We start from the raw sequence: 26,185 nt of genomic DNA on the forward strand, positions 1-26,185 counted from the left end.
TATGTAGCTGTAGCGTAACGGGGGCAGGTGATGAGCGAGAACGCGAACCAGGCGGCGGAGAAGCCCGCGAGCTATCGCTACGTGGTCCTGGCCATGCTGATCCTGGCCTACACCTTCAACTTCCTGGACCGGCAGATCCTCGGCATCCTCAAGGAGCCGATCAAGAACGAGCTGCACCTGACCGACACCCAGCTGGGCCTGATGGGCGGGCTGGCGTTCGCGGCGCTCTACACGACCCTGGGCGTGCCGATCGCCTGGCTGGCCGACCGCTTCAGCCGCACGTGGATCATGACCGCTGCCCTGACCGTGTGGAGCGGCTTCACGGTGGCCTGCGGGTTCGCCGGCGGGTTCTGGTCGCTGTTCCTGTTCCGCATGGGCGTGGGCGTCGGCGAGGCCGGCGGCGTGCCGCCCGCCTATTCGCTGATCTCCGACTATTTCCCCAAGAGCCAGCGGGCGAGAGCGCTCGCGGCCTATTCTTTCGGCATTCCGCTGGGCTCGGCCCTGGGCGTGCTCTTCGGCGGGCTGATCGCGGCCTATATCGACTGGCGCATGGCCTTCGTCGCCGTGGGCCTGGCCGGCGTGCTGCTGGCGCCGCTGTTCAAGCTGGTGGTCAAGGATCCGCCGCGCGGCGGCTTCGACACTTCACCTGCTGAGGCCGCAAAGCCTCCGGCTTTCGGCGCAGTGCTGAAGACTGTTCTGCCCAAACCGTCGTTCTGGCTGCTGGCGTTCGGCGCGGCCTGTTCGTCGGTCTGCGGTTATGGCGTGGCCTTCTGGCTGCCGTCGTTCTTCATCCGCAGCCTGCACCTGACCCTGGTCGAGACCTCGATCTACTACAGCGCCATCGCTTTCTTCGGCGGCGTGGCCGGCATCTGGCTGGGCGGCTGGCTGGGCGACCGGTTCGGCGGCAAGTCCAAGGGCGCCTACGCCCTGGCCCCGGCCATCTGCTTCCTGATCGCCCTGCCTTGCTTCTTCGCGGCCATGAACGCCAAGGCGCTGCCGGTGGCCTTCGTACTGTTCCTGATCCCGACGGGCCTGAACCTGGCCTGGCTGGGTCCGGTGGTCACCGCCGTCCAGCACCTGGCGCCGGCCGCCATGCGCAGCACGACCTCGGCCCTGTTCCTGCTGATCAACAACCTGCTGGGCATCGCCGTCGGCTACTGGTTCTTCGGCTTCGTCTCCGACAAGCTGGCCCCGGTCCACGGCGCGGAGTCGATGCGCTACGCCATCTACTGGGGCCTGGCCTTCTACATTGGCGCGGCGGCCCTCCTGATCCTGGCCTCGCGGCGTCTACAGAAGGATTGGGTCGAGTAGCCAGCGACGGAATGCCGCAAGGTTTCCACCGCCACGCTTCGGTCAAGATCGGGGATCATCTGCCGCGAAAATCCAGAGCGCGCGCCCCATGACTCCTGACGACCGCCACATCTTTCACGACCCCACGGGCAAGCGTGAGCGGCGGGCCAAGCTGGTCCTCGGGATCGTCATCTCGGCCATCGCCGCGGTGGTGGCCGGCTTTGTGGCCACCCTGGCCTTCGCCCCGCACTTGCCGGTCGCGCCGCTGAAGGACCCACACGTCCTGACGTCCCTACACCAGGAGACGGCGCACAAGCTCAAGCCCTCGGCCAAGACCTGGCGTCGCGTCCCGCGCCCCAAGGCGGGTGCGACCAACGACGCCGCCGCGCGGCCGTTGTCGGTCGGCTTCTATGTCTCGTGGGACGAGGACAGCCGCGAGTCCCTGCGCCGCAACATCGACAAGCTGGACGTGGTCTCGCCGCAGTGGGTGGCGATCAACGGCTCGCGCGGCGACATCGACGTCACCGACGACCCGGAGGGCGTGGCGCGGATCGCCGCCGCCCCGAACAAGCCGGCCGTGCTGCCGCTGGTCCACAACTCGGCCAACGCCGCCTTCGACGGGCCGCTGGCCGACGCCCTGCTGGCCAATCCGCTGGCCCGCGCCAAGCTGATCTCCAACCTCGTGACCCTGGCCGCCCAGCGCGGTTATGGCGGCTATGTCTTCGACTTCGAGGCGCTGTCGGCCAAGGGGCTGGCGGCCTACCCGAAATTCCTGGACGAGGCCCGCGCGGCCCTGAAGGACGCCGGCCGCGAGGTCTGGGTCACTGCCCCGTTCGACGAGGAGGGTTGGCCGCTCAAGCGCCTGCAGGCCGCGTCCGACACTCTGGTGCTGATGGCCTATGACCAGCACTACGCCCTGGGCGATCCCGGCCCCAACGCCGGCCAGGACTGGTACGAGACCGAGCTGGAAAAGCGCTTCGCCCACCTGGACCCGAACCGCACGGTGCTGGCCCTGGGCGCCTATGGCTACGACTGGGTGCTGAACAAGAACGGCTCGCGCGCGTCCGGCGCCCCGACCACCTTCCACGAAGCCATGCGCAACGCCCAGGACGCCGGGGCGACCATCCGCATGGACGACGACGCCCTGAACCCGACCTACCAGTACACGGACGACAGCGGCGACAACCACGTCGTCTGGTTCATGGACGCGGTCACCCTGTTCAACCAGGTCAAGGTCTCCGACCCGTGGAAGCCGCGCGGCTATGGCCTGTGGCGGATGGGCATGGAGGATCCGGGCGTCTGGTCGGTGCTGGGCAAGGCCTATGGCCAGGCCTCGGCGGCGGGGCTGACGACCCTGGCCAACGGGCAGGGGGTCGACTTCGACGGCGGCGGCGAGGTGCTGCGGATCGCCCAGCTGCCGACGCCCGGCAAGCGCTCGCTGGAGTTCGATCCCGACACGGGCCTAGTCTCCGGCGAGACCTATGACGTCATTCCCTCCAGCTATGTCATCGAGCGTTACGGCCAGAAGAAGGGCCTCGTCGCCCTGACCTTCGACGACGGCCCTGACGGTCGCTGGACGCCGAAGATCCTGGACATCCTCAAGCAGAAGAAGGCTTCGGCCACCTTCTTCGTCATCGGCCAGAACATGCAGCGCCGCCCCGACCTGGTGCAGCGCGAGGTCGACGAAGGCCATGACGTCGGCGGTCACAGCTGGACCCACCCCAACATCGCCGAGACGCCCCTGGCCCAGGTGCAGGTCGAGCTGAACGCCACCCAGCGCCTGTTCGAGGTGATCACCGGCCGCTCGATGCGGCTGTTCCGTCCGCCGTTCTTCGGCGACGCCGAGCCGTCGACCCCGCACGAGGTGGCCCCGCTCGTGATCGCCCAGACCCTGGGCTACATGACCGTGGGCCTGCGGATCGATCCGGACGACTGGCAGAAGCCGACCAAGCAGCAGATCATCGACCGGATCCTGGATCGCCTGGACAACCCGGGCGCCAACCCCGGCCAGGTGGTGCTGCTGCACGACGCCGGCGGCGACCGCAGCCGCACGGTGGCGGCCCTGCCCGAGCTGATCGACCAAATCCGCGCGCGGGGCTATCGGCTGGTCACGGTCGGCGAGCTGGCCGGCATGAGCCCGCAGCAGGTGATGCCGCCGACCTCGCGCACCGCCGTCGACCTGGCCATCGACCGGCTGGGCTTCGACTTCTTCCGCTGGACGCAAGCGGCGATGACCTTCCTGTTCGTGACGGCGATCTTCCTCGGCGTCGCGCGGCTGGTGTTCCTGGCCAGCCTGGCCCTGGTCCACCGCTTCTGGACGCATGAGGAGCCGGCCGATCTCGACTCTGAGAACGGTCCGCTCGTCTCGGTGCTGATCCCCTGCTTCAACGAGGAGAAGGTGATCGCCGCCTCGATCGCCCGGATTCTGGAGAGCGAGTGGAAGAACCTGGAGGTTCTGGTCCTGGACGACGGCTCCAAGGACCGCACGGCCCAGGAGGTGCGGGATCACTTCGCGGGCGACCCGCGCGTGACGCTGCTGTCGTTCGAGAATGGCGGGAAGGCGAGGGCGGTCAATCGCGGCTTGGCCGTGGCCAAGGGCGAATTCGTCGTGGCCCTGGACGCCGACACCCTGTTTCCGCCCTCGACCATCGGCCGCCTGGCCCGCTGGTTCCAGGATCCGGACGTCGGGGCCGTGGCCGGCAACGCCATCGTCGGCAATCGCCTGAACATCGTCACCCGCTGGCAGGCGCTTGAGTATGTCACGGCCCAGAACCTGGAGCGCCGGGCGCTGTCGGCCCTGGGCGCGGTCACTGTGGTGCCAGGCGCCGTCGGGGCCTGGCGCAAGAGTGTACTCGACGCCCTGGGCGGCTATCCCGCCGACACTCTGGCCGAGGACCAGGACCTGACCATCGCCTGCCAACGCGCCGGCTGGAAGGTGGCCTTCGACCCCGAGGCCCGCGCCTATACAGAGGCGCCCGACACCGTCGGCGGTCTGCTCAAGCAGCGCTTCCGCTGGTCGTTCGGCACGCTGCAATGCGTGTGGAAGCATCGCAAGGCGATGTTCAGCGCCAAGACGCCGGTGCTGGGTTTCGTGGCCTTGCCGCAGATCTGGCTATTCCAGATCATCCTAGCCGTGGCCGCGCCGCTCGTCGACCTGGCGGTGATCTGGAGCCTGGTCGCCGGCCTCTACGGCGCGGTGGCCCATCCAGTGGAGTGGCGGCCCGACGACATGCTGCTGGGCCTGGCCTACTGGGCGATCTTCATCGCCGTGGATCTGTCGGCCGGCGCCCTGGGCATGGCCCTGGAGAAGCGCGCGCCGTGGGCCGACCTGCCGTTCCTGCCGGTGCAGCGGTTCGGCTATCGCCAGCTGATGTACTACGTCGTGGTCAAGTCGGTGGTCATGGCCATCCGCGGCGGCCGGGTCGGCTGGGGCAAGCTGGAGCGTCGAGCGACCGTGTCGGTTTCACCGAAAGGTTGAGATAACGCCGATCTATGGCAAGCTCCGCCGCGTCGTCCAGCCGACGCTCGGGGGAGCTTGCCATGAAGATCGCCGCCATCGCCGTTTCGCTTGCCATGGGTCTGACCCTGGCCGCGCCGGCCCAGGCCGCCGCGCCCGCCGGGACCGAGAAGGTCAAGCTGTCGGGCAAGAAGGGCCCCAGCCTGTTCCGGCCCGGCTTCCAGCTGGGCGAGTACGACGGCAACGCCACGGTCAAGAGCAGCAAGAGCTCGGTCACCGGCATCTTCGAGGGCGGCAAGGCCAGCGTGGAGATGACGGTCAACGGGCCAGGTCTGGGTCCGGTCGAGGTCGCCTGCGGCGGCGGCCAGAGCCGGCTGGGCCTGGGCTGGATCACCTTCGACCGCGACAAGCTGCAGTTCTTCTGCACGCTCACCGGTCCCGGCGCGGGCGCGGACGCCTCGTTCGCCCTGGCCAGCTCTAAGGGCGGCGGCCTGCTCAAGAACCTGCAGCAGCCGCAGCGCGCGGCCGAGCTGCGCTTTGGCGGCCTGAACGTCCGGGCGCGCACCGAGCAGGTCGGCGGCATGCCGATCGGCGGCGGCGCGACCATCGGTTATGTCTTCAGCCGCGACGGCGTCGACATCGGCGGCGTGGACCTGGCCGCCATGCAGCCGACCGCCTACCTGCCGCCCAAGGGATCGAAGGATCGGGACGCCGTCGCGGTGCTGTCGTTGATCCTGATCTTCTTCAAGGATCCGGGCCGACAACGCTGACATAGCCGGCGCGATCGCCGAGCGGCTCTGACACCGGTGGACAGCGGTTCATCACTGAAAAAGTGTGACCGGTAACAGTTTCGCCGGGTCAAGGGTTTCCCTTGCCAGGGCCGCCTAAACCCGTGGCGACGCTGTCCCAGACGATAAGATAAGCGCGCAAGCCTTCACCTTATCGTCGTCACGCGGTTGCGCCTGCGAAATAGCGCTCCTATAACCCGGCCACATTTCAGAAAGCCGTCGTCGAGACCGGGCCCACATGAACATCCACGAACATCAAGCCAAAGCCGTACTCGCCGAGTTCGGCGCTCCCGTGCCGCGCGGCTTCGCCGCCTTCACGCCCGATGAAGCCGCCGCCGCCGCCGAAAAGCTCGGCACGTCGGTCTTCGTCGTGAAGAGCCAGATCCACGCCGGTGGCCGTGGCAAGGGCAAGTTCGAGGGCCTGGGCCCCGACGCCAAGGGCGGCGTCCGCGTCGTCAAGTCGGTCGAGGAAGTCCGCACCAACGCCGAGGAAATGCTCGGCCGCGTGCTGGTGACCCACCAGACGGGCCCCAAGGGCAAGCAGGTCAACCGCCTCTACATCGAAGAAGGCGCGGCGATCGCCAAGGAATTCTACCTGTCGCTTCTCGTTGACCGCGCCTCGAGCAAGGTCTCGGTGGTCGCTTCGACCGAAGGCGGCATGGACATCGAGGACGTCGCTCACTCGACGCCCGAGAAGATCCACACCTTCACCATCGACCCGGCGACCGGCGTGTGGCCGACCCACGCGCGCGCCCTGGCGAACGCCCTGGGCCTGACCGGCGGTCTGGCCAAGGAAGCCGCCGCGCTGCTGAACCAGCTGTATACGGCGTTCATGGCCAAGGACATGGCCATGCTGGAGATCAACCCGCTGATCGTCACCGCCGACGATCACCTGAAGGTCCTGGACGCCAAGCTGTCGTTCGACGGCAACTCGCTGTTCCGTCACCCGGACATCAAGGAACTGCGCGACGAGAGCGAAGAAGACCCCAAGGAAATCGAAGCCTCGAAGTACGACCTGGCCTACATCGCCCTCGACGGCGAAATCGGCTGCATGGTCAACGGCGCCGGCCTGGCCATGGCCACCATGGACATCATCAAGCTGTACGGCGCCGAGCCGGCCAACTTCCTGGATGTCGGCGGCGGCGCTTCGAAGGAGAAGGTCACCGCGGCCTTCAAGATCATCACCGCCGATCCGGCCGTGAAGGGCATCCTGGTCAACATCTTCGGTGGCATCATGCGCTGCGACATCATCGCGGAAGGCGTCATCGCCGCCGTGAAGGAAGTCGGTCTCCAGGTTCCGCTGGTCGTCCGCCTGGAAGGCACCAACGTCGAACTCGGCAAGAAAATCATCTCGGAAAGCGGCCTGAACGTCATTGCCGCCAACGATCTGTCTGACGGCGCCGAGAAGATCGTCGCCGCTGTGAAGGGCGCCCGCTAAATGTCGGTTCTGATCGGTTCGCACACCAAGGTCATCTGCCAGGGCATCACCGGCGCTCAAGGCACGTTCCACAGCGAGCAGGCCATCGCCTACGGCACCAAGATGGTCGGCGGCGTCACGCCCGGTAAGGGCGGCCAGACCCACATCGGCCTGCCGGTGTTCAACACCGTCGCCGAAGCCAAGGACCGCACCGGCGCCGACGCCTCGGTGATCTATGTCCCGCCGCCCTTCGCCGCCGACTCGATCCTGGAAGCCATCGACGCCGAGATCCCGCTGATCATCTGCATCACCGAAGGCATCCCGGTGCTGGACATGGTCAAGGTGAAGAAGGCTCTGGCCGGTTCGCGTTCGCGCCTGATCGGCCCGAACTGCCCGGGCGTCCTGACGCCCAACCAGTGCAAGATCGGCATCATGCCAGGCGGCATCTTCTCGGAAGGCTCGGTCGGCGTCGTGTCGCGTTCGGGCACCCTGACCTATGAAGCCGTGTTCCAGACGACCAACGCGGGCCTCGGCCAGACGACGGCCGTCGGCATCGGCGGCGACCCGGTCAAGGGCACCGAGTTCATCGACGTCCTGGAACTGTTCCTGGCCGACGAAGCCACCAAGTCGATCGTCATGATCGGTGAAATCGGCGGCTCGGCCGAAGAAGAAGCGGCTCAGTTCCTGAAGGACGAAGCCAAGCGCGGTCGCAAGAAGCCCATGGTCGGCTTCATCGCCGGCCGCACAGCGCCTCCCGGTCGTCACATGGGCCACGCCGGCGCCATCGTGTCGGGCGGCAAGGGCGGCGCCGAGGACAAGATCGCGGCGATGGAAGAGGCGGGCATCCGCGTCTCGCCGTCGCCGGCCAAGCTGGGCGAGACCCTGCTGGAAGTCCTGAAGGGCTAAATAGATACCGAAACCCCGCCCCGCGCGGGGCCCAGGTTTTTTGCGACCGCCAGTCGACGATCCGAAAAAATCACCTGGGCCCCGCCAAGCGGACGGGCGCTCGGGTGATTGAGAGACTATATTTACGGGCAGTGCGGTAGCGCTCCCGTAGAGCACCGGATCGAAGGCGAAGAACGATGGCGGACGACGCAGGCATCATCAACCAGGTCTTGACCGAGACCAGCTTCCTCTACGGCGCCAATGCGGCGTTCGTGGAAGACCTCTACGCCCAGTGGGCGGAGGCCCCTGGATCGGTCGATCCCTCGTGGAACGCCTTCTTCGCCAGCCTGCAGGAGCAGGCCGACCAGGTTAAGCGCGCGGCGCAGGACCCGGCCTGGACCCCCAAGAAAGTGCCGTCGGTTCGCCCCGACTGGCTGTCGGCCCTGGACGGCCAGTGGGCCAGCGTCGCCCCCGCCGTCGAAGCCAAAATCGCCAAGGCGGTCGAGGGCAAGGCGCCCGGCGCCTCCGCCGAAGCCGTCCGCGCCGCCACGCTGGACAGCCTGCGCGCCATCATGATGATCCGGGCCTACCGGATGCGCGGCCACCTGGCCGCCAATCTCGACCCGCTGGGTCTTGAGCCGCCGAAGCCGGCCCCGGAACTGGATCCGGCCACCTACGGCTTCTCGGACGCCGACTACGACCGCCCGATCTTCCTGGACTTCGTGCTGGGCATGGAGACCTCGACGATCCGCGAGATCCTGTCGATCCTGCGCCGCACCTACGCCGGCAATGTCGGCGTGCAGTACATGCACATCTCGGATCCGAACGAGAAGGCCTGGCTGCAGGAGCGCATCGAGGGCCGCGACAAGGAAATCACCTTCTCGAAGGAGGGCAAGGTCGCCATCCTGAAGAAGCTGATCGAGACCGAAGGCTTCGAGAAGTTCCTGCACAAGCGCTTCCCCGGCACCAAGCGCTTCGGCCTGGACGGCGGTGAATCCATGGTCCCGGCCATGGAGCAGATCATCAAGCGCGGCGGCGCGCTGGGCGTGAAGGACATCGTCCTGGGCATGCCGCACCGTGGCCGCCTGAACGTGCTGGCCGCCGTGATGGGCAAGCCCTACCACGTCATCTTCCACGAGTTCCAAGGCGGCTCGTCGGTCCCCTCGGACGTCGAGGGTTCGGGCGACGTGAAGTACCACATGGGCGCTTCGTCGGACCGTGAGTTCGACGACAACAAGGTCCACCTGTCGCTTACCGCGAACCCGTCGCACCTGGAAATCGTCAACCCGGTCGTGATCGGCAAGGCCCGCGCCAAGCAGGCCTTCACCCTGCGCGAACAGCCGGACGCCGGCCGCGGCCACGTGCTGCCGCTGCTGCTGCACGGCGACGCGGCCTTCGCGGGCCAGGGCGTGGTGGCCGAGTGCTTCACCCTGTCGGGCCTGAAGGGCTACCGCACGGGCGGCACCATCCACTTCATCGTCAACAACCAGATCGGCTTCACGACCAGCCCGCGCTACTCGCGCAGTTCGCCGTATCCCAGCGACATGGCGCTGATGGTCGAAGCCCCGATCTTCCACGTGAACGGCGATGATCCCGAAGCCGTCGTCTTCGCGGCCAAGGTCTCGACCGAGTACCGCCAGAAGTTCGGCAAGGACGTGGTCATCGACATGGTTTGCTATCGCCGCTTCGGTCACAACGAAGGCGATGATCCGACCATGACGTCGCCGATCATGTACGCCAAGATCAAAGGTCACCCGCCGACCCGCGAACTGTACGCCAACCGCCTGATCGGCGAGGGCCTGATCAGCCAGGCCGAGTCGGACGCCTGGGTCACCGAGTTCGAGAGCTTCCTCGACAAGGAGTTCGACGCCGGCAAGAGCTACAAGGCCAACAAGGCCGACTGGCTGGACGGCAAGTGGGCTGGCCTGGCGCTGCCGGGCGACGAGGACCGTCGCGGCAAGACCGCCTTCCCCAAGACCCGCCTGCTGGAGCTGGGCCGTCAGATCACCACGATCCCGGACCGCATCAACGCCCACAAGACCGTCAAGCGCGCCATCGACAACCGCCGCGAGGCGATCGAGAAGGGCGAGGGCATCGACTGGGGCACCGGCGAGCACCTGGCCTTCGCCACCCTGCTCGACGAGGGCTTCCCGGTTCGCCTGTCGGGCCAGGACTCGGTGCGCGGCACCTTCACCCAGCGCCACTCGGACGTCATCGACCAGACGACCGAGGAGCACTACACGCCGCTGAACAACATCCGCCCCGGCCAGGCCCACTATGAAGTGATCGACTCGGCCCTGTCGGAAGAGGCGGTGCTGGGCTTCGAATACGGCTTCTCGCTGGCCGATCCGAACACCCTGACCCTGTGGGAAGGCCAGTTCGGCGACTTCGTGAACGGCGCCCAGGTGGTCATCGACCAGTTCATCAGCTCGGGCGAGCGCAAGTGGCTGCGGATGAGCGGCCTCGTCATGCTGCTGCCGCACGGCTACGAAGGCCAGGGCCCCGAGCACAGCTCGGCGCGCCTCGAGCGCTTCCTGCAGTCGTGCGCGGAAGACAACATGCAGGTCGTCAACTGCACGACGCCGGCGAACTACTTCCACGCCCTGCGTCGCCAGATGAACCGCGAGTTCCGCAAGCCGCTGATCGTGATGGCCCCCAAGAGCCTGCTGCGCCACAAGCGCGCCGTCTCGAACATCGCAGACTTCGCCGAAGGCTCGACCTTCCACCGCGTGATGGTGGACGGCGCCGAGGCCGGTTGCGACGTGGGCGGGATCACGCTGAAGCCCGATGCCGAGATCAAGCGCGTCATCGTCTGCTCAGGCAAGGTCTACTTCGACCTGGTCGACCAGCGCGCCAAGACGGGCCGCGACGACGTTTATCTGCTGCGTCTGGAGCAGTTCTACCCGTGGCCGCTGAAGTCGCTGATGGGCGTGCTGAGCCGCTTCAAGAACGCCGACCTGGTCTGGTGCCAGGAAGAACCCAAGAACATGGGCGGCTGGACCTTCGTCGATCCGTGGATCGAGCTGACGCTCGACAAGCTGGACATCAAGGCCAAGCGCGCCCGCTATGTGGGTCGTCCGGCCTCGGCGTCCACCGCCGCGGGCCTGATGAGCCGCCACCTGAAAGAGCTCGAGACCTTCCTCAACGAGGCCTTCGCGTAAGCGTCGGACTTCGTCTTTAATCTCGCCGGACCAAACAAGAGAGACCTGGAAAGCCCCATGGCCGACATCAACACCCCCGCCCTCGGCGAATCCGTCACCGAAGCGACGGTCGCCCGTTGGACCAAGAAGGTCGGGGAGGCCGTGAAGAAGGACGAGATCCTCGTCGAGCTGGAAACCGACAAGGTTTCGCTGGAAGTGGCCTCGCCCTCTGACGGCGTGCTGTCGGCCATCGGCGCCGAAGAAGGCGCGACCGTCGTTCCGGGCACGATCCTGGGCGTCGTGACCGAAGGCGCGACCGCGTCGGCCGCTCCGGCCGCCGCCGCGCCGAAGGCCGCTGCTCCGGCTCCGGCTCCGGCCCCCGCGCCGACCCCGGCTCCGGCTCCGGTCGCCGCCGCGGCGCCTGCTTCTGCTCCTGTGGCCGCCGCGCCGGTCAGCCCGGCGCCGGCCCGCATCGCCGCCGAGAATAACCTCGACCTGTCGAAGGTCGCGGGCACCGGCAAGGACGGTCGCGTGACCAAGGGCGACGCTCTGGCCGCCCTGGAAGCTCGCGCCGCCGCCCCGGCTCCGGCCGCTGCTCCGGCCGCGCCGCGCGCCCTGCACGAGCGCGAAGAGCGCGTGAAGATGACGCGCCTGCGTCAGACGATCGCCCGTCGCCTGAAGGAAGCCCAGAACACCGCCGCCATGCTGACGACCTTCAACGAGGTCGACATGAGCGCCGTGATGGCTCTGCGCAGCCAGTACAAGGACGTCTTCGAAAAGCGCCACGGCGTGAAGCTGGGCTTCATGTCGTTCTTCACCAAGGCCGTCGTGGCCGCGCTGAAGGCGATCCCGGACGTCAACGCCGAGATCGACGGCACGGACGTGGTCTACAAGAACCACTACGACATCGGTGTCGCCGTCGGCACCGACAAGGGGCTGGTGGTTCCGGTCGTCCGTGACGCCGACGCGCTGAACCTGGCCGAGATCGAAAAGGCCATCGGCGCGCTGGGCAAGAAGGCCCGCGACGGCCAGCTGTCGATCGAAGACATGCAGGGCGGCACCTTCACGATCACCAACGGCGGCATCTACGGCTCGCTGATGTCGACCCCGATCCTGAACGCGCCGCAGTCGGGCATCCTGGGCATGCACGCGATCAAGGAACGCGCCATGGTCGTCAACGGCAAGATCGAGATCCGCCCGATGATGTACCTGGCCCTGTCCTACGACCACCGCGTCGTCGACGGCGCCGGCGCCGTGACCTTCCTGGTCAAGGTCAAGGAAGCCCTGGAAGACCCGCAGCGCCTGCTGCTGGACCTCTAAGAGACCTCCTTCTAAGAACCAACGAGAAGCCCGCCCTTACCGGCGGGCTTCTTCGCTTCTGGAGTCTGCGATGGCCAAGCCCACGCTCTACCTGCTACCGATGGGTTTCGACAAAGAAGGCCGGCAGCGCTTCTGCCCCGACTGCGCGATGATGGAGGGCTACTTGGCCGCCTACCCGCAGCTGCGCGACGTGCTCGATATCGTCCGCGTCGACTATCCCCGCCCGCGCCCGGCCCTGGTCGACCGTCTGGGCGAAGAGCACCAGAATGCCCCGACCCTGATCCTTGCCGAGGCTGCGCCCGACGCCGGCCCGCATGGCGAGATCCAGTCGGCCAACGGCCTGAGCTTCCTCAGCGACGCCCGCCCGATCACCCGCTGGCTGGCGGCGACCTACGACTTGCCGGCGCCGCTGTAGTCGGTCCAAGCTCGGCTTGGGAGTTCGCTCATGAGCCTTGTGGAAGTCGCGCGTTTTGCCGGTTTGCAGGAAGCCCAGATCGTGGCCGCTCGCCTGCGCGCCGACGGCTATCCCGTGCTTGTGCAGAACGAGCATTGGGGCGGCGCTGATTTCACCATGGCCATCGCCATGGGCGGATTCCGTGTCTGGGCGCCCGAGAGCGAAGCCGAGCAAGCCAAGGCCCTGGTCGCGAGCTTGCGTACCACGGCGCCCGATCTCGACCCGGACGAGGCCGAACCGACCGCCGCGCCACAGCCCTTCCGAAATGGGCTGCGAGCGGCGCTGGCCTTGCTGGTGGGCGTCCTGATGGGCTGGGTCTGGGCGCTGCTGCTCGTCCCCGCTCGCCGACTGGCGGGGCGGCCGGCGTTAAGGGCGACGGCGGTGACGATCGCCTTGCTTGGACTAGCCTACGGCCTATGGGCCGCGATCGCCTTCCTGCTGGTCGTGATCTAGCGACTGGCCCGCAGCACCGCGTCGCCCAGCGCCGCGTAGTCGCCGTTGAAGTGGTGGCCGCCGGGCAGACGGATCTTGGCGACTTCGGTGTCGGGCAGGGTGGGGCAGATGTCGGCCCGTTCCTTGTCACCGTAGACGCAGGTGATCTTCACGTCCTTGAGGGCGGCGATGGCTGGGCGAACCGGGAAGGCGTCTCGGGCGGCCAGGTTCAGCCAGCTGACCGGATGGAACTGCAGGTCGCCGCTCGGGCCTGTCCCGATCAGCACGATGTGGCTGACCTGGGCGCGCAGCTCGGTCGGCAACTGGGGCAGGATGGCCGGCAGGGCGTCGGCCCCGAACGAATAGCCGATCAGCACCACCTTCTGGCGGCCCCACTGGCCCTCATAGGCGCGCAAGGCGTCCGCCAGGTCCTGGGCCGCGCCTTCGGGCGAGCGCCGGGTGCGGAAATAGGTCAGCGAGTTGACGCCGATCGTCGGCACGCCGTTGTCGGCCAGGTGGCGGGCCACCTTCTGGTCCAGCGCGCCCCAGCCACCGTCGCCCGAATAGAGCACCGCCAGGGTGTCGCCGGCCTTGGCGCTGGCGATCGGGATCTCGTGGCTCTTGGCCGGGGCGGCGAGGGGTACGCCGACGGTCAGGGCCAGGGCGGCGAAGGCGGCGAGGAGACGGACACGCGAGGTCATGCCCTTATGACGTCACGCTCGCGTGGCGCTCTCCAGGCGGACCGGTGTCAGGCTTGTGGCGAAGCTTAGTTTCCTTCGGGGCGCGGGAGTTCAATTCGCCTCGGGGCGGGGGCCCGGCCACACGGTCCGGAAAGCCTTCAGGGCGGCCGGATGGTAGACGGTGCTGTGGTGCTCCTGGTGCATCGGATCGTAGACCAGGGTCAGGCCCGCCGGCTTGGCCGCGCCGATAGCGGCGACCACCTTGTCGACGCCCGCCTGCATGGTCGTGCCTTCGTCGCCGATGGTCAGGTAGAGCTTTCGCGAACCCAGCGCCGGCCATTTAGCGATGTCGGCCGCCGCGCCGCGCGCCAGGGCCTGATCGCTCCACCACAGACTGGGGCTGGCGGCGATATAGGCGTCGAACAGGGTCGGCTGCTTCAGCAGGGTCTCGACCACGAACAGGCCCGCCAGGCTCTCGCCGATGATGGCGCTCTCGCCGCTGGCCCGATAGCGGGCGGCGACCCAGGGCTTGAGCTCCTCGGCCAGGAAGCGGCGATAGGCGTCCGAGCCGCCGGTGGTCGGATAGTCGGCCTTTTCCTTGGCCACGCGGGTCGGGTGGGTCAGGTCGTGGCGACGGTCGATGCCCTCGATCCCGACCACGATCATCTCGCGATAGGTCCAGGACAGCTCGCCCAGCTGGGCCAGGCCGGCGATGTGCGGGAAGTCCTCCTTCTCGCCGCCGTCCATCATGTAGAGCACCGGATAGGTCTTGCCCGACTTGCCGTAGCTGGCCGGCAGGTGGACATTGATCCGCCGGGTCTGGCCCAGGATCTTCGACTCCATCGTCAGCGACTGGCCGATGACGATCGGGGTTCCTTCGGAAGCTTGCGCGGAAGCAAGGGCAGGCGCGCAGACAAGCGCCAGGGCCAGGACGGCGAACTTCAACACGACGCTACTCTCTCTCCCGATGGACGGGCGAGGTTAGGCTGCGTCGCGCGCGATGGGGAAGCCGTTTGCACGAACCGTCCATTTCCCTTGATTTTCAAAGGCGCGGACGTCGAAAGCGGGTTCCGTTTTGAGCCGCTTCCCTCTAAGGAACACGCGCCTCCAGAGGTCTGACAATATGGCCGGCGAGGCCTTATATTTTGTCCGGCGCCGCTATCGGCGCGTCCTGAAGGCGAAAGACCCATGGCTCAGTACGACGTCGTCATCATCGGTGGTGGTCCCGGTGGCTACAACGCGGCGACCCGCGCCGGCCAGCTGGGCCTGAAGACCGCGATCGTCGAAGGCCGCGGCAAGCTGGGCGGCACCTGCCTGAACGTCGGCTGCATGCCGTCGAAGGCCCTCCTGCACGCCTCGGAATATTACGAAGCCGCGGCCGGCGGCGAGTTCGCCAAGCTGGGCATCGAGGTCAAGCCGAAGCTGAACCTCGTGCAGATGATGGCCCAGAAGGCCGAAAGCGTCGAAGCCCTGACCAAGGGCGTCGAGTTCCTGATGAAGAAGAACAAGGTCGACTACGTGAAGGGCTGGGGCCGCATCGACGGACCCGGCAAGGTCGTGGTCAAGGCCGAGGACGGTTCGGAAACCGTGCTCGAGACCAAGAACATCGTCATCGCCACCGGCTCGGAGCCGACCCCGCTGCCGGGCGTCACGGTCGACAACAACCGCATCGTCGACTCGACGGGCGCCCTTTCGCTGCCGGAAGTGCCCAAGTCGTTGATCGTGGTCGGCGCCGGCGTCATCGGCCTGGAGCTGGGATCGGTGTGGAAGCGCCTGGGCGCTGAAGTCACCGTCGTCGAATATCTGGACCGCATCGTCCCCGGCACCGACACCGAGGTCGCCACCGCGTTCCAGAAGATCCTGACCAAGCAGGGCTTCAAGTTCTCGCTGGGCGCCAAGGTCACCGGCGCCGTGGCTTCGGCCAAGGGCGTGAAGCTGACCCACGAGCCGGTCGCCGGCGGCGAAGCCACGACCATCGAGGCCGACTACGTGCTCGTTGCCATCGGCCGCCGTCCGTTCACCCAAGGCCTGGGCCTGGAGACGGTCGGCATCACGCCGGACAAGCGCGGCGTCATCGCCAACGACCACTACAAGACCGGCGTGGACGGCATCTGGGTGATCGGCGACGTGACCTCGGGTCCGATGCTGGCCCACAAGGCCGAGGACGAGGCCGTGGCCTGCATCGAGCTGATCGCGGGCAAGGCCGGTCACATGAACTACGACATCATTCCGGGCGTGATCTACACCAAGCCGGAAGTCGCCACGGTCGGTAAGACCGAGGACGAGCTGAAGGCTGCGGGCGTCGCCTACAAGGTCGGCAAGTTCCCGTTCCTGGCCAACAGCCGCGCCAAGATCAACCACGAGACCGATGGCTTCGTGAAGGTGCTGGCCGACGCCAAGACCGACCGCATCCTGGGCGCGCACGCCGTGGGTCCCAACGTCGGCGACATGATCGCCGAGATCTGCGTGGCCATGGAGTTCGGCGGTTCGTCGGAAGACGTCGCCCGCACCTGCCACCCGCACCCGACCCGCTCGGAAGCCTTCCGTCAGGCGTCGATGGGCGTCGAAGGCTGGATGATGCAGGCCTAAGGCCAAGCGTAACCGGCCTTTACGATAAGTGATAACCGCGTTCGTCAATCGGACGTAGAGTGGCGGGGTTTCGGGAACGGAGCCCCGCCATGTTTCTTTCTGCCCTGGCCCTTGCCGTCACGCTGCAGGCGGTCCCCGAGATCAGCCTGAAGGGCTATCTGAGCGCGCCCCGCCTGTTGGATCGAACCGCCCAGTCGGTTGGAGATCTGATCCTGCCACTGCCGCGCAGGGCCGCCGATCCGGCGCGCCCGCGACGGTTCAAGATCGCCTCGCAAAGTGTCTTCAAGGCCAAGCCGCGGCCGCCGGCGGGCTTTCTGAGCAATCCGCACATCTCGGGCTGCAATGCGCCGCCCCAGTTCGCCGCCAACCCCGAGGCGCTGAAGCTCCAGCCGCTGTCGAAAATGCCCAAGGCTCATGGTGAGCGCGCGGTGTCGCGTCTGGTCGACGGCTGCGCGGTGGCTGTGCCGATCCAGCCGGGAGCGACCGAGCGCTAGGCTCCTTCGTATCCGCCACCCACGAAAAAGGCCCCGCTCTAGAGGGAGGCGGGGCCAGGGATTTTCGAGGGGAGGAACGCCCTAAACGCGGGCGGTACGCGCACTAAACTCTTTTTTGCCGCGCGACGGGCGCCGAAACCGGCGGCCACTTTCGGCTGTCGCGCTGGGCCTTAGAATTCTTCCCAGTCGTCGCTCGAGGCGCCGACGGCCTTGGCCAGCTTGGCCTGGGCGGCGGCGACCGGGTTGGCGCCCGGACGATGGGTCGAGCTGGCCAGCGACGGCGCACGGCTAGGGGCCGGGGCGGCCGGACGCGACGGAGCCGGGGCGGCGGGACGCGGGGCCGAGCGACGGCTCGATGAAACGCTGGCCGAACCGCCCGAGGCGCCGACGCGGAACTTCGAGATCATCTGCATCAGATTGCCGGCCTCGCCCTTCAGGGCGTGCGAGGCGGCGGTCGATTGCTCGACCATGGCGGCGTTCTGCTGGACGGTCTGGTCCATCTGGTTGACGGCGGCGTTGACCTGGTTGAGGCCGGTGGCCTGCTCCTGGCCCGAGGCCGCGATCTCGCTGACCAGGGCGTCGATCTCGCTGACCTTGCCGACGATGGCCTGCAGGGCATCGCCGGTCTGGCCGACCATGCTGACGCCTTGGTTGACCTGCTGCGACGAGGTCGAGATCAGGGTCTTGATCTCCTTGGCGGCGTCGGCCGAGCGCTGGGCAAGGGCCCGCACTTCCTGGGCGACGACCGCGAAGCCACGGCCGGCTTCACCGGCGCGAGCCGCTTCGACGCCGGCGTTCAGGGCCAGGAGGTTGGTCTGGAAGGCGATCTCGTCGATGACGCCGATGATCTGGCTGATCGACTGCGACGACTTCTCGATCTGGTTCATGGCGTCGACGGCGTTGCGGACCACGACGCTGGAGCGTTCAGCGTCCGAACGGGTCGAGCCGACCACGCGCGAGGCTTCCTGAGCGCCCGACGACGAGCGACGCACCGTGGCGGTGATCTCGTCCAGGGCGGCGGCGGTTTCTTCCAGGCTGGCGGCCTGCTGCTCGCTGCGGCGCGACAGGTCGTCGGCGGCCGAGGCGATTTCGTCCGAACCGGCGCCGATGCTGCTGGCGGCGTGGACGATCGTGCCCATGGCCTCTTCCAGCTGGGCGATGGCGCCGTTGAAGTCGTTCTGAACGCGCTTGTAGGCTTCCGGGAACTGCTGATCGAGGCGGTAGGTCAGGTCGCCGTCCGACAGGCGGGTCAGGCCCGTGGCGATGGCTTCCATGACGAAGGCCTGCTCCTTGGCGGCGGCCTCGGCGACTTCCTGGTTGCGGCGACGCTCGGCTTCCGTCTCGGCGCTGGCGCGCTGCTGGGCGGCTTCGGCGGTGCGCAGGGCCAGGGCGTTGTCCTTGAACACCTGGACCGAGCGGGCCATGGCGCCGACTTCGTCCTTGCGCTCGGCGCCCTTGACCTCGACGTCGACGCTGCCCTGGGCCAGCACTTCCATGGTCTTGGCGGTATTGGCCAGCGGGGCGGCGATCTTCTTGGAGCCGATCCACAGGGCCAGCAACAGGGCCGCGCCGGCGGCGATCAGGCCGAACAGGATCGAGAACACCGTGCCGGCCGTGGCTTCCTTCGAAGCCTTCTCGACCATGGCCTTGGTCTCGGCGCTGTGGGTGTTGGTGAAGGTGCTGACGTCAGCGGTCATCTTGGCGATGTCCGGATCGATCACGGCCAGCACCATGGTGGCGGCTTCGTTGGCGTCCATCAGGCCGAGATCCGAGCCCTGGCGCGCGCTGGCGTAGAGCTTCTCGAGGCGCTGGGCGTAGTCGGCGACCGTCTTGGCCGTCGCGGGATCGGACTTCTTGATCGCGGCCAGAAGCGTCTTGGCTTCCTTGTAAGAGGCGTCGATGTCCTTGCTGGCGGCCTGGGCCTCGGGCGAGGTCCCCGGATAGGAGACCGAGCGATAGGCCGCGTAGCCGATCGAGGCGACGCGGCGGTTGAAGCGCGCGGCGTCCAGCTCGGCCGGAGCGCGCTGCTCGACGAGGACCTTGGTGTTGGCCTCGACCTTGCGCGCCTGCCATGCGCCCATGCCCACGATCACCAGGGCGACCAAGGTGAGGATAACGGCGGGCAAAGCCACCTTGGTGGAGATCTTCAGGTCGTCGAACTTCATCGGAGCCTCATCTGGCGAGCACCATGACCCGCCGCGAATTCCAGCACAGTGTGAGGAGACGGCATGAAATGGCCGTTAACGCTGATGCTTTCGTCCCTGATTTGGGGCGAGATCCGTGGGGGCGCGACGCGATGTCGCGCCCCCACGGCCGTCTTACCAGGCCTTGGTCAGGCCGATCAGCACGCGGCGCTCGGCTTCCAGACCCGTCGTCTGGACCTGACGGTCCTTCAGCAGGTTCTGGCCGCTCAGGGCGACGGTGAAGCCTTGGCCCAGTTCACGGGCGACGCGGCCGCCGACCGTGGCGTAGGCGTCGATCGGGATGAGGACCGAGGCGGTGTTGTAGTACGATGCCTTGCCGACGAAGTGGACGAAGCCGTCCGCGGCCCACGGACCCTCAGCCCAGCCCAGCGCGACATTGGCGCGGTAGGACGGGGTCGTACGGGCGTAGGCGGCCAGGCGCAGGACGGGGTTGAAGCCGACCAGCGGTTCGTCCTTCACGTCGGTGTAGGTGTAGTCGCCGCTCCAGTGGAAGCCACCGTCCAGCTTGCCCGAGGCCTTCACTTCAAAGCCGCTCATCTTCGAGTCGCCGATGTTGCGGTAGCTGAGCAGCGGCAGGCTGACGGCGGTCGGGGCGATGTCCAGCTGACCCGACGAGGGCTGACCCTTCACGTCTTCCGACTTCTGGGTGAACACCGCGACGCCGACCTTGGCGTTCAGGGCCGGCAGGGCGCGGTCGTAGGCCAGCTCGTAGTTGGTGACGATCGTCGGTTCCAGCGTCGGATTGCCGATGACGCCCACGGTGGCCGGGCCGACGCTGACCTTGGCCTGGACGGCGCCCAGGTCGACCAGGGTCGGCACCTGCACCCCGCGCGCGGCGGTCAGGCGCAGCGAGTCCACGCCCGTCGGCCGATAGACGACGCCGGCGTTGTAGCTGGTCTTCTTGATCTCGCGATCCCAGTAGGCGTTGGTCACCGGCGGGTAGCCGGTCGGGAACACGCCCGAACGCTCCAGGGACAGCTTGTCGTAGCGGACGGCCAGGGTGGTCGACAGCTTGTCGGTCACGGCCCAGTTCCACATGCCCGAGGCCGACCAGACGTCGTACGACACCTTGCCGCCGACGATCGGGGCGGTGTTGACCTCGTTCTTGCGGTACTCGCCGCCGACGCGGAAGGTGTGCTTGGCGCCGACCTTGAACAGGTCCTGGACGCTGACGACTTGGACGGTGTTCTCGAAGCGGGCCGGCTGGCCGACGACGATGTGCTTGGCGGTCAGGTCGTTCTGGTAGGCCGAGACCTGCAGCGAGCCGAAGCGCGTTTCCGAGGCCAGGGTCGCCTTGATCGAGTCGGTGACGTACTTGGTCGGCGAGTAGCTGTTGTTCGAGATCAACTCGCTGATCTGGCTGTTCGACCACGAGCCTTCGATGCGCAGCTCGGTCTTGTCGGTCAGCTGGGCGACGGTGTCGAGGTTGGCCGAGACGCGGGCCGGATCATGCAGCAGACGATTGTTGATCGTCGCGCTGGTGTTCTTCCATTCGTCTTCCTGGCTGGCGCCGGCCGACAGGCGGCCCGAGAAGCGCTCGCCCAGCTTGAACGAATGGACCAGCGAGACCGAGCCGAAGCCGTTCGTGCCGGCGCGGGCCGTCACGACGTTGCGGGCGTCGAACTTCGGGTTGAAGGTGATGATGTTGACCACGCCGCCGACGGCGTTGAAGCCGAACAGGGCGCTGTTGGGGCCCTTCACGACTTCGATCTGGCGGATTTCGTCCAGCTGCACCGGCAGGGTGGCCCAGGCGGTGTAGCCGTAGTGGTCGAGATAGACTTGGCGGCCGTTGATCAGCACCAGCAGGCGCGGTGACATGGCCTGGTCATAGCCACGGACGCTGACGTCGGCGCCGGCGGCGCCCCAGCTCATCACGTCCAGGCCGGCGACGCGGCTCAGGATGGTCGGCAGGTCGGTGGCGCCCGAGCGCTGGATGTCGGCGGCGGAGATGATTTCCATCGCGGCCGGAACTTCGGTCGAGCGCTGCGGCGAGCCCGTGGCGCTGGTGGTAACCGGTTCGTTGAACAGCTGCTCCATGGCGCCGTAGTCGATCGACTGGGCGTTAGCGGCCGAGGCCAGCAGGAGGAGGCCGACCGAAGCGCCGGCGAAGAGAGTCGTTTTCATTGTGGTTCTCTTTCGGAGCTTGGGGATCAGACTTCGCGGATCATCATGCGGAAGGCGGCCTTGAAGACCGCGCCGACCGCGGCGGCCGCCGAGCGGCTGACCACGATTTCCACCTTGGGGTCGGCCGAGACGGCCATGACGCACGCACCACTCGAGACGCAGCCCGCGTCCGAACCGATGGTGATCAGCTTCTTGGCCTTGGCCGCGGCGCCGACATTGACGCCCTTGGTGACGTAGAGGGCCGCGACGCCCGAGACGCCGCCGACGTCATCGGCTTCGACCGGCTTGGCGACCAGCGTCACGGCGCCGGCGTTCAGGCCACCGCCGATGGCGGCCACGACGGCGTTCTTCTCGGCGACCGAGGCGGGCTTCGACGGATCGAAGACGATGCCCAGGGTCGCCTTGCCGGTCGGACCGTTTTCCAGGAAGGTCAGCGCGCGGCCGGCGATCAGCACGTCCTTGGCCGGATCGGCATGCGCGGCGAGTGGCGCCATGAGCGCGAGGGTGGTCAGCGCCCAGGCGCCGGCCTTCGTCTTTTTCGACATTCTGTTTATCCCCTGCCCGAGGTTCTTCCGGGCTTTACAGGGCGGAGATCGGCCGAGGATCGTAAATAGTGAGTAACCGAGAATCGAAGAACGGCGTTATGTATAATATTGTGGGCAGAATGATCAGGTCTTGATTTGCGCGTATTTTCTCGCGGTGGAATGAATACCGAGATTGTGACAATCGTTTTGAGAGTGATGGCTGATCTTGTCTTAGAGTTCAGTGGCGGTTCTAAAGCAGAGATTGCCGTTTCAGCGCACGGGCTGGTCAACCAACTGGATTATCTGCAAGGCCGTGGGCGGACGATCATGTCGTGAAATGTTGCGTCTGCCCCGCGAAGACGCTCGGCCTGACGGATTGTCGCACCCCTTGAAAACACTACCGGTTTTGGGGTCGCTGCCTATCTCGAATTGCGGCTGGCCGCAGAACTCTTCGAACGGTTGCGGCGGCGGAGCGGGACGTCAGGCCTTGGGATGGGCGGCCTGGTAGGCGGCCAGCAGGCCGGCGGCGTCTACCTGGGTGTAGCGCTGGGTCGTCGACAGAGAGGCGTGGCCCAGCAGGTCCTGGATGGCGCGCAGGTCGGCGCCGGCGCCCAGCAGGTGAGTGGCGAAGGCGTGGCGGAAGGCGTGGGGCGTCACCCGGTCTGAGAGACCCAGGCGACCGCGCAGGGTCTGCACCAGGCCCTGGACATGGCGCGGGGACAGCGGCCCGCCGCGCTTGGCCCGGAACAGGGGCTCGTCGGGGCCCAGCACGAACGGCAACTCGTCGACATAGACAGCGATGGCGTCGCGTACGGCGTCCAGCACCGGTACGATCCGGGTCTTGCCGCCCTTGCCGGTGATGCGCATCGACATGCCCAGCGGCGCGTCCGACCAGGTCAGGGAGAGGGCTTCGGAGATCCGCAGGCCGCAGCCCCAGAGCAAGGTCAGCACCGCCTCGTCGCGAGCGGTTTCCCAGGGATCACGTTCGGTGTCGTCGGCGGCCTGCTCGATCAGGTCGCGGGCCTGGTCCTCGGAGACGGGACGCGGCAGGCCGATCTTCAGGCGAGGGCCGCGCACCAGCGCGACGGCGGCGTTGGCCACGCCGTGGCGTTGGTCCAGATATTTGTGAAAGGCGCGGATCGACGACAGGGCCTGGCTGATCGAGCGCGGGGCCAGGGCGTGTTCTCCCTGCCGGCGGAAGGCCAGGTAGCCGCGTAGGTCGGCGGCCGAGATCTCGCTCATGGCGGAGAGGCTGACGGCCTCGCCGCGATGGCGTTCCAGGAAGTTCAGATAGGCCAGGACGTTGTCGCCATAGGCCCGCACCGTGCGCGGCGAGGCCCGGCGCTCCAGCGTCAGGTAGTCGAGCCAGGCGGCGTAGGCCTGGCGCCCAGACCTGACGCTTGAAGTCACAGGACGGGCCAGCGTTCGGCGGTGCGCTCGACCACGCGGGCCAGGAAGTTCACCAGCTCGGTGCCCATGTCGGCCGAGAAGCCTTCGGGATCGGTCGAGCCGAAGGCGATCAGGGCTTCGCGACGCGGCTCCCAGACGGCCATGCGGACCAGGGCCATGCTGCGGATGGTCTCGGCCTGCTCGCCAAACAGCGGCAGGGCGGGGGCGAAGAAGCCCATGCGGGCGATCGGCGCCTCGCCCAGGATCATGTCGACCTGACCCTCGGCCAGGACATACCAGCCGGCCGGGACGCGGTCTGGGCCTTCCAGGGCGACGACCCCGGCGGCCAGGCCGAATCGGCCGCGGGCCATCTCGTCGACGCGGCGAGCCAGGTCGGAATGGTTGCGGGCGTCCAGCAGATCGATGACCGCGGCGTGGGTCTGGGCCTGGGCTGAATAGTTGGCGCGGGCATTGGCCTCGATGGCCTGGCGGACGCTGGCCTCGCGCTTGTGGGCGGCGGCGGCGCGGGCCAGGGCGCGGGGGCCGAAGTCGACGACATTGGCGGCATCGACCCGCAGACCCAGCTCGCCCAGCAGGTTCTCGTCCTGGCGCAGGAATTCGGGCTGGACGCGCAGGAAGTCGCGCACGCTCTCGGCGTCGACAGGCTTCCGGCTTGCGTTGGTCGCGTCGCTCATCGTCGTCCCCACGGAAAAAACTCTAGCGGCCGATGAAGCGGGCAAGACAGTTAATGTCCGCTTGATGACGACCTCGAGGGCCGCTCTCGACCTGGGGACGGTTTCGCGGCAGAAGGTCTGCGCCATGCCGCGTATCGCCTCCGTTCTACTGCCGATGCCGTTGCCGGAGGCCTTCGACTACGCCGAGCCGGAAGGCCTGGATCTGAGTCTGGGCGACCACGTGACCGTGCCTTTGGGGCCGCGCGTGATTCGCGGCGTCGTCACCGCCCTGCGCGACGGGACCGGCGGCAACCGGCCGCTCAAAGTGATCCTGGAGAAGGTCGACGATCCGCCGCTGCCGCCCGGTGTTCTGGCCTTCGTCGAGTGGGCGGCGCGCTATTCCGTCGACCTGCCCGGCTGGCCGCTGGCCATGGCCCTGCGCGGTCTGCGCCATCCGCCGCCCAAGCCCGACAAGGTGCTGGTCCTGACCGGAACCCAGCCCGCCCGCATGACCCCGGCGCGCCTGAAGGTGCTGGCCGCCGCCGAGGGCGTGAAGCTGTCGGGCGCCGCGCTCGCTTCGGCCGCCGGCGTCTCGGCCGGCGTCGTGAAGGGGCTGGTCGACGAGGGCGTGCTGGCGGTCGACTTCGTGGAGCCCGATCGCGGCCTGCCGCAGCCGGACCTGTCCCTGCCGCCCCGCGAACTGAACCCTGGCCAGGCCGCCTGCGTCGACGTGCTGACCGAGATGCTGGACGCCGGCGGCTTCCAGGCAGCGCTGCTGGACGGCGTGACCGGCTCGGGCAAGACCGAGGTCTATCTGGAGAGCGTCGCGGCGGCCCTCCAGGACCCCGACGCCCAGGTCCTGATCCTGTTGCCCGAGATCGCCCTGACCCAGGCGGTGCTGGCCCGCTTCGAGCAACGCTTCGGCGCCCTGCCGGCCGAGTGGCATTCCGGCGTTTCGCCGCCACGTCGTCGGCAGGTGTGGGAGGCCGTGGCCAGCGGCAATGCCCGCATCGTGGTCGGGGCCCGCTCGGCGCTGTTCCTGCCGTTCAGGAAACTGCGCCTGATCGTGGTCGACGAGGAGCACGACAGCTCGTTCAAGCAGGAAGAGGGCTTCATTTACCAGGCCCGCGACCTGGCCGTGGCCCGCGCCAAGATCGAGGGGGCGACGGTGCTGCTGGCCTCGGCCACGCCGTCGCTGGAGAGCCTCTACAACGCCCAGATCGGCCGGTACCGCTGGCTGCGCCTGTCGGCCCGCCACGGCGCGGCGCAGCTCCCCGACATCGATCTGGTCGACATGCGGCAGACGCCGCCGGAGCCGGGTCGCTGGCTGTCGCCGCCGCTGATCAAGGCCATGGCCGTGACCCTGCAGCGCGGCGAGCAGGCCATGCTGTTCCTGAACCGCCGGGGCTATGCGCCGCTGGTCCTCTGCAAGGCCTGCGGCGAGAAGATGAAGTCGCCCGACACCGACAGCTGGCTGGTCGAGCACCGCTATACCGGGCGGCTGGTCTGCCACCTGACCGGCTTCTCGATGAAGAAGCCCGACGCCTGCCCGCACTGCGGGGCCAAGGACAGCCTCGTCTCGATCGGCCCCGGCGTGGAGCGGGTCGAGGAGGAGGCGCGGCACATCTTCCCCGACGCGCGGGTGGCGGTGTTCTCGTCCGACACGGTGATGGACGCCGAAGCCGCCAAGGCCCTGGTGGCGACCATGGCGGCCGGCGAGATCGATATCCTGGTGGCCACCCAGGCGGCGGCCAAGGGCCACAACTTCCCGAACCTGACTCTGGTGGGCGTGGTCGACGCCGACCTGTCCTTACGCGGCGGTGACCTGCGGGCCGGCGAGCGGACCTTCCAGCTGCTGGCCCAGGCCGCCGGCCGCGCGGGGCGTCACGAGAAGCCAGGGCGGGCGCTGCTGCAGACCTATTCCCCCGACCATGCGGTGATGCAGGCCCTGAAGGCCCAGGACCGCGACGCCTTCATCGAGGCCGAGATGGGCATGCGCCAGGACGCGGGCCTGCCGCCCTTCGGCCGCCTGGCGGCGGTGATCGCCTCGGGTCCCGACGGCGCGGCCTTGGACGCCTATGTCGAGGCCCTGGCGGCGGTGATCCCCAATGCCGAGGGGGTCGAGGTGTTCGGTCCCGCCGACGCGCCGCTGGCTTTGGTGCGTGGCCGCCGCCGCAAGCGGTTCCTGGTCCGGGCCGAGCGCAATGTCGACCTGCAGGGCTTCATGGCCGCCTGGCGGGCGCGGGCCAAAGTCCCCAACTCCGTTCGCGTTGTGATTGACGTCGACCCCTACAGCTTCCTCTAGATCGTGCGGCCTCGCGCCA

The 26,185-nt window shown here is 67.7% G+C and carries 19 protein-coding genes; 12 read left to right on the forward strand and 7 right to left on the reverse strand.

The features are described from left to right. Window positions 1-30 precede the first annotated feature (30 nt). The 9 genes from AC1RR5_RS03565 (at window position 31) to AC1RR5_RS03605 (ending at window position 13,204) form a co-directional block, all read left to right on the forward strand. The gene (locus AC1RR5_RS03565) at window positions 31-1,311 is read left to right on the forward strand and encodes a spinster family MFS transporter (protein WP_492919707.1); all 1,281 of its coding nucleotides are present in this window, start codon (window positions 31-33) and stop codon (window positions 1,309-1,311) included. Between the two features lie 88 nt (window positions 1,312-1,399). Next, window positions 1,400-4,768, forward strand: a complete 3,369-nt coding sequence (locus tag AC1RR5_RS03570) for a glycosyltransferase (RefSeq protein ID WP_492919708.1) — start codon at window positions 1,400-1,402, stop codon at window positions 4,766-4,768. A gap of 62 nt (window positions 4,769-4,830) precedes the next feature. After that, complete coding sequence (locus tag AC1RR5_RS03575; RefSeq protein WP_492919709.1) at window positions 4,831-5,517, forward strand: hypothetical protein; 687 nt, start codon at window positions 4,831-4,833, stop codon at window positions 5,515-5,517. A gap of 256 nt (window positions 5,518-5,773) precedes the next feature. Then, on the forward strand, window positions 5,774-6,973 hold the full coding sequence (gene sucC / locus AC1RR5_RS03580; protein ID WP_492919710.1) for an ADP-forming succinate--CoA ligase subunit beta: 1,200 nt from the start codon (window positions 5,774-5,776) through the stop codon (window positions 6,971-6,973). Continuing rightward, window positions 6,974-7,858, forward strand: coding sequence for a succinate--CoA ligase subunit alpha (gene sucD, locus AC1RR5_RS03585; RefSeq protein ID WP_492919711.1), 885 nt, complete (start codon window positions 6,974-6,976; stop codon window positions 7,856-7,858). Window positions 7,859-8,034: 176 nt separating this feature from the next. Beyond that, the gene (locus AC1RR5_RS03590) at window positions 8,035-10,998 is read left to right on the forward strand and encodes a 2-oxoglutarate dehydrogenase E1 component (RefSeq protein WP_492919712.1); all 2,964 of its coding nucleotides are present in this window, start codon (window positions 8,035-8,037) and stop codon (window positions 10,996-10,998) included. A 57-nt stretch (window positions 10,999-11,055) separates the two neighbouring features. Then, window positions 11,056-12,297, forward strand: a complete 1,242-nt coding sequence (gene odhB, locus AC1RR5_RS03595; protein ID WP_492919713.1) for a 2-oxoglutarate dehydrogenase complex dihydrolipoyllysine-residue succinyltransferase — start codon at window positions 11,056-11,058, stop codon at window positions 12,295-12,297. Between the two features lie 70 nt (window positions 12,298-12,367). Beyond that, on the forward strand, window positions 12,368-12,712 hold the full coding sequence (locus AC1RR5_RS03600) for a DUF3088 family protein (protein WP_492919714.1): 345 nt from the start codon (window positions 12,368-12,370) through the stop codon (window positions 12,710-12,712). Between the two features lie 30 nt (window positions 12,713-12,742). Next, window positions 12,743-13,204 (forward strand): putative signal transducing protein, encoded by a 462-nt coding sequence (locus AC1RR5_RS03605; RefSeq protein WP_492919715.1) that lies wholly within the window; start codon window positions 12,743-12,745, stop codon window positions 13,202-13,204. Here the strand turns inward: AC1RR5_RS03605 and AC1RR5_RS03610 are convergent. Further along, entirely contained in the window at window positions 13,201-13,884 is a 684-nt protein-coding gene (locus AC1RR5_RS03610) for an AcvB/VirJ family lysyl-phosphatidylglycerol hydrolase (RefSeq protein ID WP_492919716.1), read from the reverse strand. The genes AC1RR5_RS03605 and AC1RR5_RS03610 overlap by 4 nt on opposite strands. Window positions 13,885-13,974: 90 nt before the next feature. Further along, window positions 13,975-14,811, reverse strand: coding sequence for an alpha/beta hydrolase (locus AC1RR5_RS03615; protein WP_492919717.1), 837 nt, complete (start codon window positions 14,809-14,811; stop codon window positions 13,975-13,977). Between the two features lie 240 nt (window positions 14,812-15,051). Between AC1RR5_RS03615 and lpdA the strand changes: the two genes are divergently transcribed. Both lpdA and AC1RR5_RS03625 read left to right on the forward strand, forming a co-directional pair. Next, entirely contained in the window at window positions 15,052-16,452 is a 1,401-nt protein-coding gene (gene lpdA, locus AC1RR5_RS03620; protein ID WP_492919718.1) for a dihydrolipoyl dehydrogenase, read from the forward strand. Window positions 16,453-16,541: 89 nt separating this feature from the next. Beyond that, window positions 16,542-16,946 carry a hypothetical protein gene (locus AC1RR5_RS03625; RefSeq protein ID WP_492919719.1) on the forward strand — a complete coding sequence of 135 codons (405 nt, stop codon included), beginning with the start codon at window positions 16,542-16,544 and terminating at the stop codon, window positions 16,944-16,946. Between the two features lie 170 nt (window positions 16,947-17,116). Here AC1RR5_RS03625 and AC1RR5_RS03630 read toward each other — a convergent pair whose 3' ends face one another. From AC1RR5_RS03630 to AC1RR5_RS03650, 5 genes are all read right to left on the reverse strand, one after another. Then, window positions 17,117-19,111 carry a methyl-accepting chemotaxis protein gene (locus AC1RR5_RS03630; RefSeq protein WP_492919720.1) on the reverse strand — a complete coding sequence of 665 codons (1,995 nt, stop codon included), beginning with the start codon at window positions 19,109-19,111 and terminating at the stop codon, window positions 17,117-17,119. A gap of 153 nt (window positions 19,112-19,264) precedes the next feature. Continuing rightward, entirely contained in the window at window positions 19,265-21,274 is a 2,010-nt protein-coding gene (locus tag AC1RR5_RS03635; protein WP_492919721.1) for a TonB-dependent receptor plug domain-containing protein, read from the reverse strand. 26 nt (window positions 21,275-21,300) lie between these two features. Continuing rightward, window positions 21,301-21,819, reverse strand: coding sequence for a hypothetical protein (locus tag AC1RR5_RS03640; RefSeq protein WP_492919722.1), 519 nt, complete (start codon window positions 21,817-21,819; stop codon window positions 21,301-21,303). A 459-nt stretch (window positions 21,820-22,278) separates the two neighbouring features. Then, window positions 22,279-23,208 carry a tyrosine recombinase XerC gene (locus AC1RR5_RS03645; protein ID WP_492919723.1) on the reverse strand — a complete coding sequence of 310 codons (930 nt, stop codon included), beginning with the start codon at window positions 23,206-23,208 and terminating at the stop codon, window positions 22,279-22,281. Next, a complete protein-coding gene (locus AC1RR5_RS03650; RefSeq protein WP_492919724.1) occupies window positions 23,205-23,882 on the reverse strand; it encodes a DUF484 family protein in 678 nt (225 codons plus the stop codon). Before AC1RR5_RS03650 ends, AC1RR5_RS03645 begins: the two co-directional genes overlap by 4 nt. Window positions 23,883-24,006: 124 nt before the next feature. Here AC1RR5_RS03650 and AC1RR5_RS03655 point away from each other — a divergent pair, with 124 nt between their 5' ends. Continuing rightward, window positions 24,007-26,166, forward strand: coding sequence for a primosomal protein N' (locus tag AC1RR5_RS03655; protein ID WP_492919725.1), 2,160 nt, complete (start codon window positions 24,007-24,009; stop codon window positions 26,164-26,166). Window positions 26,167-26,185: the final 19 nt, after the last annotated feature.

Source organism: Caulobacter sp. GW821-FHT11E11 (assembly GCF_058808315.1).

Bases quoted from the DNA above. Each gene is read 5' to 3' on its own strand.
- AC1RR5_RS03575 (WP_492919709.1), top strand. From the start codon at position 4,831: ATGAAGATCGCCGCCATCGCCGTTTCGCTTGCCATGGGTCTGACCCTG.
- AC1RR5_RS03655 (WP_492919725.1), top strand. From the start codon at position 24,007: ATGCCGCGTATCGCCTCCGTTCTACTGCCGATGCCGTTGCCGGAGGCC.
- AC1RR5_RS03650 (WP_492919724.1), bottom strand. From the start codon at position 23,882: ATGAGCGACGCGACCAACGCAAGCCGGAAGCCTGTCGACGCCGAGAGC.
- AC1RR5_RS03640 (WP_492919722.1), bottom strand. From the start codon at position 21,819: ATGTCGAAAAAGACGAAGGCCGGCGCCTGGGCGCTGACCACCCTCGCG.
- AC1RR5_RS03610 (WP_492919716.1), bottom strand. From the start codon at position 13,884: ATGACCTCGCGTGTCCGTCTCCTCGCCGCCTTCGCCGCCCTGGCCCTG.
- AC1RR5_RS03625 (WP_492919719.1), top strand. From the start codon at position 16,542: ATGTTTCTTTCTGCCCTGGCCCTTGCCGTCACGCTGCAGGCGGTCCCC.
- AC1RR5_RS03600 (WP_492919714.1), top strand. From the start codon at position 12,368: ATGGCCAAGCCCACGCTCTACCTGCTACCGATGGGTTTCGACAAAGAA.
- AC1RR5_RS03590 (WP_492919712.1), top strand. From the start codon at position 8,035: ATGGCGGACGACGCAGGCATCATCAACCAGGTCTTGACCGAGACCAGC.
- AC1RR5_RS03630 (WP_492919720.1), bottom strand. From the start codon at position 19,111: ATGAAGTTCGACGACCTGAAGATCTCCACCAAGGTGGCTTTGCCCGCC.
- AC1RR5_RS03565 (WP_492919707.1), top strand. From the start codon at position 31: ATGAGCGAGAACGCGAACCAGGCGGCGGAGAAGCCCGCGAGCTATCGC.
- AC1RR5_RS03570 (WP_492919708.1), top strand. From the start codon at position 1,400: ATGACTCCTGACGACCGCCACATCTTTCACGACCCCACGGGCAAGCGT.
- sucD (WP_492919711.1), top strand. From the start codon at position 6,974: ATGTCGGTTCTGATCGGTTCGCACACCAAGGTCATCTGCCAGGGCATC.
- odhB (WP_492919713.1), top strand. From the start codon at position 11,056: ATGGCCGACATCAACACCCCCGCCCTCGGCGAATCCGTCACCGAAGCG.
- AC1RR5_RS03635 (WP_492919721.1), bottom strand. From the start codon at position 21,274: ATGAAAACGACTCTCTTCGCCGGCGCTTCGGTCGGCCTCCTCCTGCTG.
- AC1RR5_RS03605 (WP_492919715.1), top strand. From the start codon at position 12,743: ATGAGCCTTGTGGAAGTCGCGCGTTTTGCCGGTTTGCAGGAAGCCCAG.
- lpdA (WP_492919718.1), top strand. From the start codon at position 15,052: ATGGCTCAGTACGACGTCGTCATCATCGGTGGTGGTCCCGGTGGCTAC.
- sucC (WP_492919710.1), top strand. From the start codon at position 5,774: ATGAACATCCACGAACATCAAGCCAAAGCCGTACTCGCCGAGTTCGGC.